This window comes from Xanthobacter autotrophicus ATCC 700552, assembly GCF_043194565.1.
Lineage (GTDB): Bacteria > Pseudomonadota > Alphaproteobacteria > Rhizobiales > Xanthobacteraceae > Xanthobacter > Xanthobacter autotrophicus_F.
The window spans coordinates 192917-206636 of record NZ_JBAFVS010000006.1 but is presented as its reverse complement, the minus strand read 5'-3'; the positions used below and the strand labels follow the sequence as shown (position 1 = coordinate 206636).

Here is a 13720-nt window from a genome sequence, read left to right as displayed (position 1 = left end):
GTGGCTGGCCGACGCCCGGTGGGGTCCGGGCGCCGGCGGATGCTGGTCCCGCCTCAGTCGGTGGTCAAGCCTTTGAGTTCCACCTCCTCGAACCGGTGCTGCTCGGCGGTGACGAGGGCGGAGAGCTCCCGCTTCAGCTCGTTGAAGGCGGCCGACGCGCTGTCGCGTGGGCGCGGCAGCTGAACCCTGATGTCCTGCTTGATGGTGCCCGGCCGGTAGGTGAGCACGACGATGCGGTCCGCCAGATAAATGGATTCCTCGATGGAATGGGTGACGAACACGATGGTCTTGCCCGTCGCCGCCCAGATGCGGATCAGCTCGTCCTGCAGCGAGCGGCGGGTGAGGGCGTCCAGCGCGCCGAAGGGCTCGTCCATCAGCATCACCGGGCTGTCCAGCGCCAGCACGCGGGCGATGGCCACGCGCTGGCGCATGCCGCCGGACAGGTCCTTGGGGAAGCGGTCGCGGAACTCGGTGAGCTTCAGCATGGCGAGCAGTTCCGCCACGCGCGCGTCGATCTCGGCGCGCTTCATGCCCTTGATCTCAAGGCCGAAGGCGATGTTCGCGGCCACGCTCATCCACGGGAACAGCGCGTATTCCTGGAACACCATGCCCCGGTCGGGACCGGGCGCGGTCACCTTGCGCTTCTCCACCTCGATGGTGCCCTTGGTGGGGGCGGAGAAGCCGGCGATGGCGTTGAGCAAAGTGGACTTGCCGCAGCCCGAGGGACCGAGCAGGCACACGAATTCGCCGCGGTTGATGGTGAGGTCGATGCCCTTCAGGGCCACGATCTCGCCGCCGGGGACGACGAAGCGCTTGTCCACGCCTTCGACGACGATGTGGGGCGAGGCATTGCCCGCCTGGGGTGCGAGAATGGGCTCGATGAGCATGGCGCGCTCGGCGAGGGCTTCGACGGAAGCAGGCTGCAGGGACATGGCGTTCCTCACGATTCCAGGCCGCGGTGCCAGCGGAGCAGGTGGGAGTTGAGGCGGCTCACCGCCATGTCGATGCCAAGGCCGAGGATGCCGATGGTGAACATTCCGGCGATGATCTTGTCGGACCAGAAGTATTCGCGCGCCTCCAGGATGCGGAAGCCGAGGCCGTTGTTGACCGCGATCATCTCCGCCACGATCACCACGATGAAGGCGGTGCCGATGCCGATGCGCGCGCCCGACAGGATGTAGGGCGTCGCCGCCGGCAGGATCACCCGCCGGAAGATGGTGAGGCGGCTCGCCCCGAGGCTGCGGGCGGCGCGGATATAGATGCCGTCCACATGCCGCACGCCGGCGATGGTGTTCATGAGCACCGGGAAGAAGGCGCCGATGGCGATGAGGAACACCGCCGGCGCATTGCCGAGGCCGAACCACAGGATCGACAAGGGAATGTAGGCGATGGGCGGGATGGGCCGCAGCACCTGCATCAGGGGGTTGATGTGGCGGTAGATGGCATCGCTCGATCCCATGAACAGGCCGAGCGGCAGGGCCAGCCCCGCCCCCACGAAGAAGCCGAGGGCGACACGGGTGAGGGAGCCGATGGAATCCTGGATCATCTCGCCGGAGACCAGCCAGGCGAGATAGGAGCCGGCGGCCGGGTCGAAGGGTTCCATGGGGGCCAGATAGGCCCACCAGCGCACGGCCACCGCGGCCGGGGAGGGCAGGACCATGGGGTTCACCAGCCCCAGCGAGCAGGCGAGCTGCCACAGGATGATGGCGGCGACGGGCACGGCGAGGCCCTCCGCCACGGATCTCAGGCGGGACGTTTGCATGGCGATGCCCTCACTTGATGCCGGCGGACGATTTGGCGGCGTCGAGCAGGTCGAGCTTCACCCAGTCCTCGGCCTTGGCGGGGGACGACATCTTGCCGATGCCGTACTTGGCCATCACGTCCGTGGTGTTCTGGATGTGGTCGGCGGTGATCTCCAGCGTGTAGGGCGAATTGGCGAGGGCGTCCTGGAATTCCTCGGCCGTCAGCTGGCCCTTGAACACGTCCTGGGTCACGAACTTCTCGGCCGCCTTGGGATCGTCCATGAAGGTCTTCTGCGCCTTCACGAAGCAGGCCATGAACTTCTTTGCCGCTTCCGGGCTGCCCTTGTAGAACTTCTCGCTCATCACCAGCGTGCGCACCGGCGAGCCCACCGGGGTGTCGTAGGGCTTCAGCATCTCGGCGCCGAAGCCACGGGAGATGGCCTGCGCCGATTGCGGCTCGGTCTGCATGATGGCGTCCACCTGCTTCTGCAGCAGCGCCTGGTTGAGGTCGGGATAGCCCAGATAGATGAGGGTCAGGTCCTTCGGCGTGAGGCCGACCTTGCCCATCTCGGCGGCGAGCAGCACTTCCTGGATGGAGCCGCGGGTGACGCCCACCTTCTTGCCCTTGAGGTCCGCCACCGTCTTGATGCCGCTGTCGGGCACCGCCAGCAGGCGCGCGCCGCCCTTGGCAAACCCGCCCACGATATAGATCTGCGCGCCGTTGCCCCGGCCGGAAATGGCGGCCTCGGAGGCGGTGGCGCCCACGTCCAGCTCGCCGGCCAGGATGGCCTGCAACACGTCCGGACCCTTGGCGAAGATCTTCAGGTCCACCGTGATGCCGCAGGTGGAGGCGATCTCCTTGATGTAGGAGACGCCGGCGAAATGGGCGAGCTTGAGGTTGCCGACGCGGATCACCTCCTGCGCCGAGGCGGGCAGGGCGCCGAACGCCAGCACCGCCGAGGTGGCGAGAAGCGCGGCCAGGCGGGCGGCCCGATGGCCGGTCAGGCGAACACGCGAGGTCAAGCGAAGAGATGTCGGCAAGGCGCTTCTCCCGGGAAGCCGGCTCTTGCGGCCGGCTGGGTGGATGACGTCCTTCCCTTTGCAGCGCGCATGCCAGCCATGCGCGGTCGGTAGGCCTTCTCACAAGCTGTTGTTATATAATATAGTTCTGATGCAGATCAGGCGGTCCCGGCGGGCGGGGGCGGCGGAAATCCGCCGCTGGACGGGTCCCGCCCGGCGAAGAACCGCCGGCCGGCAGGGGCGGCGGATGCGCTTTTCTGGAGGCGCCGGCGCGCCGGACGAAGATACCGGCCGCGCCGCTGCGGAAATCGCCTTAGGTTGCACTGGTGCATCGGCGTCAATTGGCTTAAACGATTCAGGCCTAACCGGCGAAAAGCCGGATCGAACCAATAAAGCCTTAAAATCAGGCAATCAGGGAGTGAAACATGCGAATGAGCGGAATGATTGCGGCTGTTGCCGCAAGCATCGCCATGGCCGGTGTCTCCATCGCAGGCGTCGCCGTGGCAGCGGAACCCATCAAGATCGGCCTGAGCGGGCCCTTCACCGGCGGTTCGTCCTCCATGGGCGTGAGCATGCGCGACGGCGTGAAGCTCGCGGTCACGGAGATCAACAAGTCCGGTGGCGTGCTCGGCCGCCAGCTGGTGCTGGTGGAGCGCGACGACGAGGCCAAGAACGAGGTGGGCGTGCAGATCGCCCAGGAGCTCGTCAACAAGGAGGGGGTGGTCGCCACCCTCGGCTATATCAATACCGGCGTGGCCCTGGCCTCGCAGCGCTTCTACCAGGAAGCGGAAATCCCGGTGCTCAACAACGTGGCCACCGGCACGGTCATCGCCAAGCAGTTCCTGCCGCCGGACAACAAGACCAACTACATCTTCCGCACCTCGGCCAATGACGCCATCCAGAGCGGCATGATCGCCGACGAGGCGATCAAGCGGCAGGGCTTCAAGAAGCCGGCCATCCTCGCGGACTCGACCAATTACGGCCAGCTCGGCCGCTCCGACCTTGAAAAGGCGCTGGCCGCCATGGGCGTGAAGCCGGTGGCCACCGAGAAGTTCAACATCGGCGACACCGACATGACCGCGCAGCTGCTGCGCGCCAAGGAGGCCGGCGCCGACGTGGTCCTCACCTACGCCATCGGCCCCGAGCTGGCGCAGATCGCCAACGGCATGGCGAAGCTCGGCTGGAAGGTGCCCATGATCGGCTCCTGGACCCTGTCCATGGCCAGCTTCATCGACACCGCGGGTGCCAACGGCGACGGCGCGATGATGCCTCAGACCTTCATCCAGCTGCCGAACACCCCCAAGCGCAAGGCCTTCATCGAGGCCTATCAGGCGGCCTACAAGATCGACCGCATGCCGTCCCCGGTGTCGGCCGCGCAGGGCTATGATTCCGTGCTCCTGCTCGCCGCCGCCATCACCCAGGCCGGCTCCACCGACGGCCGCAAGATCCGCGAAGCGCTGGAAAACCTGAGCACCAAGGTGGAAGGCGTGGTCACCGTCTACGACCGCCCGTTCAGCGCCGCCGACCACGAGGCCATCACCGCCAACATTCCGGTGTTCGGCCAGGTGAAGGGCGGCCGCGTCGTCATCGCCCATCCGGAAGATATCGCCGGCGAGAAGGCGGTGCGGGTGAAGCCCAAGAGCTGAGCGGAACCGGTCGCGACTGAACGGCCGGCGCCCGTTTCGCCGGCCGGCGACGAGAAGGCTGCCCGGTGCGCTCCCGCGTGCCGGGCGGCGGCCCTTCCCGCCCCGAAGGGGCCCTCCCGCGCGGGGCGCGGGGGACTCGCGCTCGAGACTTTCGCTCTGGGATTTGCGCTCTGGGATTTGCGCTTCGGAGACCCTTGATGAACATCCTCTCGCAGCTCATCGTCAGCGGCATCGCCGTGGGCATGATCTACGGCGTCATCGCCTTCAGCTACCAGCTCACCTTCGCCACCTCCAAGACGCTGAACTTCGGCCAGGGCGAGGCCCTGATGCTGGGCGCGCTGGTGGGGCTCACCACGGTGAACTTCCTCATCGGCCAGGCGCTGGGCACCCCGCTCGCCTATCTCTTGATGCTGCCCATCGTCTTCGCCTTCGGCCTCGCCCAGGGGGCGGTGGTGGAATGGCTCGGCGTGCGTCCGGCGGTGAAGGCCAATTCCGAGGCCGGCTGGATCATGGCCACCATCGCCCTCGGCATCATCTTCCGCAATCTGGCGGAGAACATCTGGGGCCGCGACGCGCTGCGCTTTCCCTCGCCTTTGCCGGAAGCCTCCCTCAACATCTTCGGGGTGCGCATCCAGCCCATGGAAATCGCCATCGTCGTGGGCGCGCTGGTGATCATGCTGGCGGTGGAAGTGTTCAACCGCCGCTCCATCTTCGGCAAGGCGGTGGTGGCCACCGCCAATGATCGCGACGCCGCCGGCCTGATGGGCATCGACACAAGGCGGGTCATCACCTTTTCCTATGCCCTCTCCTCCATGACGGCGGCGTTTGCCGGCGTGCTCATCGCCCCGGTCACCCTCACCGGCGCCACCATGGGCGCGGTGCTGGGGCTGAAGGCGTTCGCGGTGGCCATCATCGGCGGCCTGTCGAGCGGCATGGGCGTGATCGTGGGCGGGCTCATCCTCGGCATCACCGAGACCCTCACCGGCTATTACATCTCCACCGGCTACAAGGACGTGCCGGGCCTCGTGCTCCTGCTGCTCGTGCTGTCGCTGAAACCCTCGGGCCTGTTCGGCCGCGCCACCATCAAGAAGGTGTGAGGCCATGCTGGCGCGACGCATCCTCTCTACCGGCTTCCCGATCCTCGGCCTCGCCGCGCTGGCGGTGCTGCCGTTCGTGGTGACGAGCCCCTATTACCTGCATCTCACCATCACCATCGCCATCTACGCCATCCTGCTTCTGGGGCTGGACGTGGTGTTCGGCTATACGGGTGAGGTCTCCATCGGCCATGCCGCGCTGTTCGGCATCGGCGCCTACACGGCCGGCTGCCTGGCCATGCATTTCGGCATCGGCTTCTGGCCGGCGCTACCGCTGGCCATCATCGTCACGGCCCTGTTCGGCATCGTTCTGGCACTGCCGGCGCTGCGGGTGACCGGGCCGTATCTGGCCATGGTGACATTGGCCTTCGGCACCATCGTGCAGATCCTCATCAACGAGATGACGGACCTCACCAACGGCCCCCTCGGCATCAAGCTGACCACGCCCCTGTTTCTCGACCTCAGGTGGCTCGGCGATACCATCCCGCTGTTCGACATGTCGCTGAAGCGCATGAAGGAGGTGGAGTATTTCTACATCGCCGCGGTCGCGCTGGTGCTGACCCTGCTGGTGATCAACCGCATCCTCGCCTCCCATCTGGGCCGGGCCTTCGAGGCGCTGCGCGACAGCCCCATCGCCTCCGACTGCATGGGGGTGAGCGTCTACAAGCACAAGGTGATCGCCTTCGTGGTCTCGGCCGGATTTGCCGGGCTCGCGGGCGCATTGTTTGCCTATTCGGAGCAATATATCGCGCCGAACAATTTCGGCTTCGAACTCTCCGTGCAGTTCCTGCTGGCGGTCACCGTGGGCGGGCGCAAGTCGCGGCTGGGGCCGATCCTCGGGGCGGTGATCATCGTCTTTTTGCCGAACCTGCTCTCCGACATCGTGCTGTTCCGCTACATCGCCGGCACCATCGCCGCCATCGCGGTGGTGGCTGGGGTGCGCAGCTTCATCCGCACTCCGGAGCACCGGGTGCAGACCGCCATCCCGGTGGTTTTGTGCATCGCCTTCTTCGTGTTCTCGCTGCTGCTGGAGAAGATCACCGACTACAAGCTCGCCATCTTCGGCGTGATGATCCTGTTCGTGGTCTATTACCTGCCGGACGGCATCGTCGGCTTCCTGAAGAAGGCCGTCGCCCAGCTCTGGCCCAGCCTGGTGAAGACCCATGCGGTCATCACCGCGGAGGCCACAGCCAAGCCGGTCACCGCCACCGCCTCCGGCTATGACGGCGTCCTGCTGCACGTGGACGGGGTGGTGATGCAGTTCGGCGGCCTCAAAGCCCTCGACACCGTGAGCATCGCGGTGAAGCCGGGCACCATCCACGGCCTCATCGGCCCCAACGGGTCCGGCAAGAGCACCATGATGAACGTGCTCACCGGCATCTATGTGCCCACCGCGGGGTCCATCCGCTTCAAGGGCCAGGACATCGCCGGGCGCACCTCCTCCGACATCGCGGCGCAGGGCATCGCGCGCACCTTCCAGAACGTGCAGCTCTTCGCCGAGCTGACGCTGATCGAGAATGTGCTGGTGGGCCTCCACCACACCTATCGCGCCACCTTCGCCGAGGTGGCGCTGGGCCTGCCGCGCATCCGGCGGGAGGAGACGGCGGCGCGGGAGCGGGCCATGAGCCTGCTGGCCTTCGTGGGCCTTGCCGACCTTGCCAACGAGGAGGCGCGCAACCTGCCCTACGGCAAGCAGCGCCTGCTGGAGATCGCCCGCGCGCTGGCGCTGGACCCGGACCTCTTGCTGCTCGACGAGCCGGCGGCAGGCCTCACCGCGCCGGACATCAAGCATCTGGTGGAGATCATCCGCAAGGTGCGGCACGCGGGCGTCACGCTGGTGCTCATCGAGCATCACATGGATGTGGTCATGGGCCTGTGCGACACGGTCACCGTGCTGGATTTCGGCCAGAAGATCGCGGAAGGGCGGCCGGCCATGGTGCAGGCCGATCCGCGGGTGATCGAGGCCTATCTCGGCGGCGCCGCCGTCGCGGCCGAATAGGAGGGCGCCATGCTGGAAGTTACCGATCTCGTCGCCGGCTATGGCAAGGTGAAGGTGCTGCACGGCCTCAGCCTCACGGTTCAGGAAGGCCAGCTCGTCACCCTCATCGGCTCCAACGGCGCCGGCAAGACCACGACCCTGCGCGCCGTCTCCGGCATGATCGTGCCGGAATCCGGCTCGGTGCGCCTGGATGGGGAGGATCTCACCGGCCTGCCGGCGTTCAAGATCACCAAGAAGGGCCTCGCCCACTCGCCCGAGGGCCGGCGGGTGTTTCCCACCCAGAGCGTGCTCGACAATCTGCTGCTGGGCGCCTTCCCGCGCCTCACCGGGGCGCGGCCGCGCGGCGACGTGGAAGCCGACCTCGACCGCATGTTCGCCCTGTTCCCGCGCCTTGCCGAGCGGCGCACGCAGCTCGCCGGCACCCTCTCCGGCGGCGAGCAGCAGATGCTGGCCATGGCCCGCGCGCTGATGCTGAACCCGCGCGTGCTGCTCTTGGACGAGCCCTCCATGGGCCTGGCCCCGCGGCTGGTGGCGGAGGTGTTTTCAACCATCGCCCGGCTGAAGGAGCAGAAGACCACCATGCTGCTGGTGGAGCAGTTCGCCGCCGCCGCGCTGGAGGTGGCCGACTTCGGCTATGTGATGGAGAACGGCCGCCTCGCCGCCCACGGCCCCGCCGCCATGCTGAAGAACGACCCGGCGGTGCGCGCCGCCTATCTCGGCCACGCCCACTAGCGCCTTTTCAAGCGAAGGGGATACCGCTTCGCATTGAGAGTGCCAGACGGGACCCCGCGCGGGATGCGCGGGGTCCCGTTGCTGCGATCAGAAGGTGCGCTGGATGCGGACGGCGCCGGCAAGCGCATCCGCCGACCCGCCGACCAGGGTGGGAATGGTGCCACCGGTCGGGGAGACCGCATTGACGATGCCGAGGGGCTGGTCGCCGCCGACCTTGGTGTAGACCAGCTCGGCACCGATATCGAGGTTGCGGGCGGGCGACCAGATGGTGTTGCAGCCCAGCTGCCACGTATGGAGCGGGGCCGCGCCGACGACGTTGGCCGGAACGTCCACATCCACATAGCCACCGAACGCCGCGCTGCGCACGGTCGGTGTCCAGAAGTGCCGGAACTGGGCCTGCAGAGCCCAGGCCGCAACGGTCTCGTAGGCGCCGAGCGGACCCATCACCGCATCGGCAAGGGGATAGTAGGCGCCGCTCATGGCCCCGCTGCCCGACAGCTGGATGGCGCCGATGCCCGTGGCGCGCCCCTGCTGGGTCCCGGCCAGGCCGACATAATTGAGAGCGCCGTCCGCATAGTTCGCCTGAAGGTAGAGGCTGTCGCCTGCCGCGAGCATGGGCAGCTTGAATTCGGCATAGGCGCCGAGGGCATAGCCCCATGTGGCGGAACTGCCGGTGCCGACGGCGGCCGCGCCGAGATAGACGGGCATCAGGGCTTCCACCTGGTGCAGGGCGCCGGCGACCTGGAGTGAGCCCCAGACCTGGTCCAGGCGCAGGTTGGCGACGAAATCCGGCGCCTGTTGCCCGCCCTGGTAGTTGGCATAGGACAGGCCGGCCCCGGTCGACCCTGTCACGAAGGGAAAGGCTTCAGGCGTGGTGACCGAGCTGATGCTCACCCCCGTCGCCTGGACGCCCGTGGTCCGGTTGGCGGCATCCTCCAGCGCGAGGGACGCGGAGAAGCCATTGCCGAACTCAGCGGTGTAGGCCGCGACCGTGTTCCAGGTGTTCGATCCCTCGAACAGGACCGCGTAGGAATAGGCAATGCCGGTGTCAAAGAAAGACTGGGTATAGCCGAAGGTGAAGCCGCCGAACTGAATGAAGGCGCGCTCGAAATCGATGGCAGTGCCGGGGCCGACGCCGGCACCGCGCTGGGAGTTCCACTCGACGCCGCCGAGGAAATACGAGCGCAACGTGCCGTAGTCGGTCTGGGTGCGGGCGTCGAGTTCCAGCGCTGCGCGCGAGAGGGTGAAATAGTCGGCGTCGTCCTGGTCCCGGAACGGGAAGCCATAGGCGGATGCCCCCGGCCCGTCGAAGCCGGCGCCGGGCAGGAACACCCCCGTGACGTTGAGGTAGGTGTCCATGCGGGCATAGCCGCCGACCTTCAGGCAGGTGTCCGTGCCGGGGATGTAATAGAAGCCGGGTCCGTAGGCGGCGCAGACCTTCACATACTCCACGGACTTGGCCTTCGCGGGCAGGTCTGCGGCGCGGCCTGTGCCTGTCGCCGGGCTCACGGCCAAGCTCGCCGCGCCGGCAGCCAGAATCCATTTCGTGCGTGTTTTCAGCATGTTTCCCTCCCAATTGTGTCGTTATCGGCGTCTTGAGCGCGCCTTCTTGACGCCACAATGGGGGTCGGGTTGCGGTCGGTCAATAGATAATTCATTCCGAGTTATTAATTGACGCATGGGCCACGCCGCGTCGGCGCCATGCTGAAGCACGAACCGGTGGTGCACGTGACCGGTCTCGGACAAGGCCGCTGAGGCGGGAGTCCGCCGCAGGGGAGGGAGGGCCGGAACGGGCTGCGGAACAGGGGGTTGCGCGATGGTCAGCGCTCGGCCATCGCCATCGCCGCGCCCAGCAGGGCAATGTCGCTGCCGGCCGCCCCCACCAGCGAGATGCCGAACGGCACCCCGTCCAGCCGGGCCAGCGGGAGCGAGACCTGGGGCAGGCCACCGAGGCCGGCGATGCACAACAGGTTCATGGCCAGATGCCGGGTGACCACCTCCACCTCGGCCGTCGCCATGCCGCGCAGCGGGGCGGCGCGCGGCACGGTGGGCATCACAAGGGCGGTGCCGGGCTGCAGCAGGTCGCGGAGCCGGGCGCGGATGGCGGCCCGGTGGGCGGCGGCGGCCTCGATCGCCGAGGGGGCGACGGCACGGGCAGCGTCGAACCGCTCCTTCACCCCCGGGCCGAAGGCGGGGCGCACCGCATCGATCCATGGACCCACCGAGGCCCAGATTTCGGCGGCCTGCAGCGTGCGGAAGGTGGCGGACCAGGCATCGAGCCCGTCCGGCGCCAGGGCGATCTCCTCACAGGGCGCGACCGTCTCTTGCGCAAGCCTGAGCGCGGGTGCGAGGGCCGCCGTCGCCTCGACGGACAGAAGGGCGAAGGCCTCGCGCGGGACGAGCAGCCGGGTGACCGGGGCCGCGGGTGAAGCATCGGCCAAAAGCACGCGGCCCACGCGCTCCAGCAGGCCGGCGTCGCGGGCAAACCAGCCCACGCAATCGAAGCTGGGCGCGAACGGCGCCACGCCGGTAAGCGGGATCCGCCCATGGGTGGGCCGCATGCCGAACAGGCCGCAATAGCTCGACGGCACCCGCACGGAGCCGCCGCAATCGGTGCCGAGGGCGAAATCCACCACGCCGGCCGCCGTGGCCGAGGCGGAGCCGCTGGAGGAGCCGCCCGGCACCCGATCCGGCGCCGACGGGTTGAGCGGCGTACCGTAATGCACGTTCTCGCCGGTGAGCGAGTAGCACAGCTCGTCGGCGATGGTCTTGCCGGCAAGGCTGGCGCCCGCATCCAGCAGGCGCTGCACCGCCTCGGCGGAGCGCGCGGCCGGCGGGTGGGTGGCAAGCCAATCGGGATGGCCGTTGCCGGTGGAGGTGCCGGCCACGTCCATCACGTCCTTCACGGCGAAGGCGAGGCCGGCGAGCACTCCGGCAGGCGCGCCGGGCCGGGCGAGGCGCGGGCCGGGGATGAAGGCGCCCAGCGCATCGGCGGCGCTCATCGTGCACACCCGCAGCCGGGAAAGTGCAGCGTCGCCCGCTCCCGCGTCAGGGTGCGCCGGCCGCCCTTGAAGGCGGCGAGAACGGGGGACAATTCGGCCACCGCATCGCGCGGGGAGGGGCTGTCGATGATCACGAAGTCCGCCGCCTTGCCCGCTTCCAGCCCGTAGTCGGGCAGGTTCATGAGGCGGGCGGGGCGGCTCGTCACCATGTGGAAGCACTCGGTCATGTCGTGGGCCGAGCCCACATGGCAGATGTTGGCGTTGAGGTTTGCCATCCGCAATTGCGAGCAGTCGCCGAACGGGGTGAAGGGGTTGAGCACATTGTTGGTGGAGAGCGAGCAGTTCACCCCGTGCTGCAGCAGGACGTGTGCCGGGGTGACCCCCCGCGTCTTCGCGAAGGTGCGGTCGCGCCCCATGAGGAACAGGTCGGTGGAGGGCAGCACCGTGAGCGCGACGCCGGCATCGCGCATGCGCGCCGCGATCTCGACCAACCGCTCCGGCGCCACATAGGCAAGCTTGGTGACATGGCCGATGGCCACCCGCCCGCCCCAGCCGAAACGCGCGGTGAGCGCGCAGACATGGTCGAGATCGAGGGCCGTGGGATCGGCGCCGAAATCCAGATGCATGTCGATGTCCACGTCGAAATCCCGGGCCATCTCGAACACCCGGTCGATCTGGCCGTGGGGGTTGGTGTCGGTGTAGGGCGCCGCGCCCACCGCCTTCGCCCCGCGCCGCAGCGCCTCCACCATCAGCTCGTCGGTGCCGGGATTGTTGGTGAGGCCTTCCTGCGGGAACACGCAGACCTCGATGTCGATGGCCCAGCGATAATCGTCCACCAGCTGCATCACCCCTTCGAACCCGCGCAGGCCGATGCCGGGGTCCACCTCCAGATGGGTGCGCATGTGGGTGGTGCCCTGGGCGATGGCCTTCTCGATGGTGCGCCGGCCACGGGCGTAGACGTCCTGCGGGGTGAAATCCTTTTTGGCGCGGGCCACCTCGGCGATGGCCTCCTCCAGGTCCCCCCGGCTGGAAGCGCAGCGATCGAGGATGCAGGACTTGTCGAGGTGGATATGGGTCTCCACGAAGCCGGGGGCGACGAGGCAGCCGCCGGCATCCACCACCTCGCCCTCCGCGACGATGTCGGGCGCGATGGCGACGATGCGGCCGGCGGCGACGGCGATATCGACGGAGGCATCCGGCGCATCCGGCAGGCGGGCGTTCTTGACGATCAGGTCCATGGGGCGTCTCGACGGGCTGTCAGGGATTGGACCAGGGGCCGGGCGTGAAGCGCGCCGGCCCTGGGATCACTTCTCGGGTTCATTTCACGGCGGGGCGGGCCTTCTCGCCCTTGAGCTTGGCGCGCCAGGTTCCGGTCTCGACCATTTCGGCGATGACGTTGGCCATCACCTTGGCCACCGCCTCGGAGCCGCGCGGGTTCATGCTGCGCTGGGAGACGACGACGGACAGCCGCCAGGAGGGCGTCGGGTCGAGGATGGACACGGCCACCATCTCGCCGCGCGCCATCTCGTCCATGAAGGCGAAGTGGGGCATCACCCCCAGCGCCCGGCCGGAGCGCACCAGCCGGGCAATGGTGGGCAGGCTGTCGCACGCCATGGCGACGGGTTCCACGTCGTTGCGGGCGGCGAATTGCTCGATCACCGTGCGCATCACGTTGGGCGCGCCGGGCAGCACGATGGGCCACTCGAACATGTCGCGGAACGGGACGCTGCCCTTCGCCGCCAGCGGGTGGTCCGGCGCCACGAACAGCATGAGGTCCTCGGCCATCATTTCGGTCCAGGCCACGTGCTCGAACGCCTTGTGGTCGTAGAGCAGGGCCACGTCCAGCCGGCCGGCCTGGAGGAAATCGTCGAGATAGCCGGTCATGGCCTCCACCACGTGGAGGGAGATGTTGGGCTGGTGCTCGGCCATCGCCGAAATCAGCGGCAGGCCGAGGCCCCGGCAGGCGGAGGTGGGCAGCCCCACCGCCACCCGCCCCGAGGGATTGAGCGACTTGGAGCGGACCTGGTCCTTCACCCGGTCCACCTCCTCCAGGATGCGCCGGGCATGGTCGTAGAATTGCTGGCCCAGCTCGGACAGGGTGACGCCGCGGGCATGGCGCAGGAGCAGTTCGACGCCCAGCTCCTCCTCCAGATTCTTCATCTGTTGGCTGAGCGAGGGCTGAGCAATACGCAATACCTCTGCCGCGCGAGAAAAGTTCCCGCTTTCCGCAATCTGGACGAAGTATTTGAGCTGTCGAAGATCCATGGCTCACCTTTGCACCACCTGAAATGGCATTGCTCAAAAGCGATTGTCAAATTGCATGATATATGATCATATGCCTAAACTATAGGCTATATATCCATATATATCGATCATAATCAATGGGTTATGTAGGCAATTCGGGGTACAAGTCAGCCTATTATATAAACCTATAGCCTTAGCCTATGCCTACGATCGGAAAATAATCTTTGTCTTGAGGCTGCGC

At 67.4% G+C, this 13720-nt stretch carries 11 protein-coding genes; 4 read left to right on the top strand and 7 right to left on the bottom strand.

The features are described from left to right. Positions 1 to 53 precede the first annotated feature (53 nt). Genes V5F48_RS09060 through V5F48_RS09050 form a run of 3 tightly spaced genes read right to left on the bottom strand, consistent with a single transcriptional unit; the run spans position 54 to position 2765 of the window. Positions 54 to 887, bottom strand: coding sequence for an ABC transporter ATP-binding protein (locus V5F48_RS09060; protein ID WP_394258492.1), 834 nt, complete (start codon positions 885 to 887; stop codon positions 54 to 56). Between the two features lie 53 nt (positions 888 to 940). Beyond that, on the bottom strand, positions 941 to 1762 hold the full coding sequence (locus V5F48_RS09055; protein WP_394258425.1) for an ABC transporter permease: 822 nt from the start codon (positions 1760 to 1762) through the stop codon (positions 941 to 943). Between the two features lie 10 nt (positions 1763 to 1772). Continuing rightward, positions 1773 to 2765, bottom strand: coding sequence for an ABC transporter substrate-binding protein (locus V5F48_RS09050; protein WP_394258424.1), 993 nt, complete (start codon positions 2763 to 2765; stop codon positions 1773 to 1775). A gap of 437 nt (positions 2766 to 3202) precedes the next feature. On the opposite strand from V5F48_RS09050, the gene V5F48_RS09045 reads away from it, so the two are divergent. The 4 genes from V5F48_RS09045 (at position 3203) to V5F48_RS09030 (ending at position 8233) form a co-directional block, all read left to right on the top strand. Further along, the gene (locus V5F48_RS09045; protein ID WP_394258491.1) at positions 3203 to 4408 is read left to right on the top strand and encodes an ABC transporter substrate-binding protein; all 1206 of its coding nucleotides are present in this window, start codon (positions 3203 to 3205) and stop codon (positions 4406 to 4408) included. A gap of 197 nt (positions 4409 to 4605) precedes the next feature. Further along, positions 4606 to 5505: a branched-chain amino acid ABC transporter permease gene (locus V5F48_RS09040; RefSeq protein WP_394111043.1), complete on the top strand. Its 900-nt coding sequence runs from the start codon at positions 4606 to 4608 to the stop codon at positions 5503 to 5505. A 4-nt stretch (positions 5506 to 5509) separates the two neighbouring features. Next, positions 5510 to 7501, top strand: a complete 1992-nt coding sequence (locus V5F48_RS09035; protein ID WP_394258423.1) for a branched-chain amino acid ABC transporter ATP-binding protein/permease — start codon at positions 5510 to 5512, stop codon at positions 7499 to 7501. Positions 7502 to 7510: 9 nt separating this feature from the next. Beyond that, on the top strand, positions 7511 to 8233 hold the full coding sequence (locus V5F48_RS09030) for an ABC transporter ATP-binding protein (protein ID WP_394111041.1): 723 nt from the start codon (positions 7511 to 7513) through the stop codon (positions 8231 to 8233). 87 nt (positions 8234 to 8320) lie between these two features. Here the strand turns inward: V5F48_RS09030 and V5F48_RS09025 are convergent, their stop codons facing one another. The 4 genes from V5F48_RS09025 to V5F48_RS09010 all read right to left on the bottom strand — a co-directional run bounded on the left by V5F48_RS09025 (position 8321) and on the right by V5F48_RS09010 (position 13500). Beyond that, complete coding sequence (locus V5F48_RS09025) at positions 8321 to 9796, bottom strand: porin (RefSeq protein WP_394258422.1); 1476 nt, start codon at positions 9794 to 9796, stop codon at positions 8321 to 8323. A gap of 257 nt (positions 9797 to 10053) precedes the next feature. Continuing rightward, on the bottom strand, positions 10054 to 11235 hold the full coding sequence (locus V5F48_RS09020; RefSeq protein ID WP_394258421.1) for an amidase: 1182 nt from the start codon (positions 11233 to 11235) through the stop codon (positions 10054 to 10056). Further along, positions 11232 to 12473, bottom strand: a complete 1242-nt coding sequence (locus tag V5F48_RS09015) for an amidohydrolase family protein (protein WP_394258420.1) — start codon at positions 12471 to 12473, stop codon at positions 11232 to 11234. Before V5F48_RS09015 ends, V5F48_RS09020 begins: the two co-directional genes overlap by 4 nt. 79 nt (positions 12474 to 12552) lie before the next feature. Further along, on the bottom strand, positions 12553 to 13500 hold the full coding sequence (locus V5F48_RS09010) for a LysR family transcriptional regulator (protein WP_394258419.1): 948 nt from the start codon (positions 13498 to 13500) through the stop codon (positions 12553 to 12555). Positions 13501 to 13720: the final 220 nt, after the last annotated feature.

Bases quoted from the DNA above. Each gene is read 5' to 3' on its own strand.
- V5F48_RS09060 (WP_394258492.1), bottom strand. From the start codon at position 887: ATGCTCATCGAGCCCATTCTCGCACCCCAGGCGGGCAATGCCTCGCCC.
- V5F48_RS09055 (WP_394258425.1), bottom strand. From the start codon at position 1,762: ATGCAAACGTCCCGCCTGAGATCCGTGGCGGAGGGCCTCGCCGTGCCC.
- V5F48_RS09045 (WP_394258491.1), top strand. From the start codon at position 3,203: ATGATTGCGGCTGTTGCCGCAAGCATCGCCATGGCCGGTGTCTCCATC.
- V5F48_RS09040 (WP_394111043.1), top strand. From the start codon at position 4,606: ATGAACATCCTCTCGCAGCTCATCGTCAGCGGCATCGCCGTGGGCATG.
- V5F48_RS09035 (WP_394258423.1), top strand. From the start codon at position 5,510: ATGCTGGCGCGACGCATCCTCTCTACCGGCTTCCCGATCCTCGGCCTC.
- V5F48_RS09030 (WP_394111041.1), top strand. From the start codon at position 7,511: ATGCTGGAAGTTACCGATCTCGTCGCCGGCTATGGCAAGGTGAAGGTG.
- V5F48_RS09025 (WP_394258422.1), bottom strand. From the start codon at position 9,796: ATGCTGAAAACACGCACGAAATGGATTCTGGCTGCCGGCGCGGCGAGC.
- V5F48_RS09020 (WP_394258421.1), bottom strand. From the start codon at position 11,235: ATGAGCGCCGCCGATGCGCTGGGCGCCTTCATCCCCGGCCCGCGCCTC.
- V5F48_RS09015 (WP_394258420.1), bottom strand. From the start codon at position 12,473: ATGGACCTGATCGTCAAGAACGCCCGCCTGCCGGATGCGCCGGATGCC.
- V5F48_RS09010 (WP_394258419.1), bottom strand. From the start codon at position 13,500: ATGGATCTTCGACAGCTCAAATACTTCGTCCAGATTGCGGAAAGCGGG.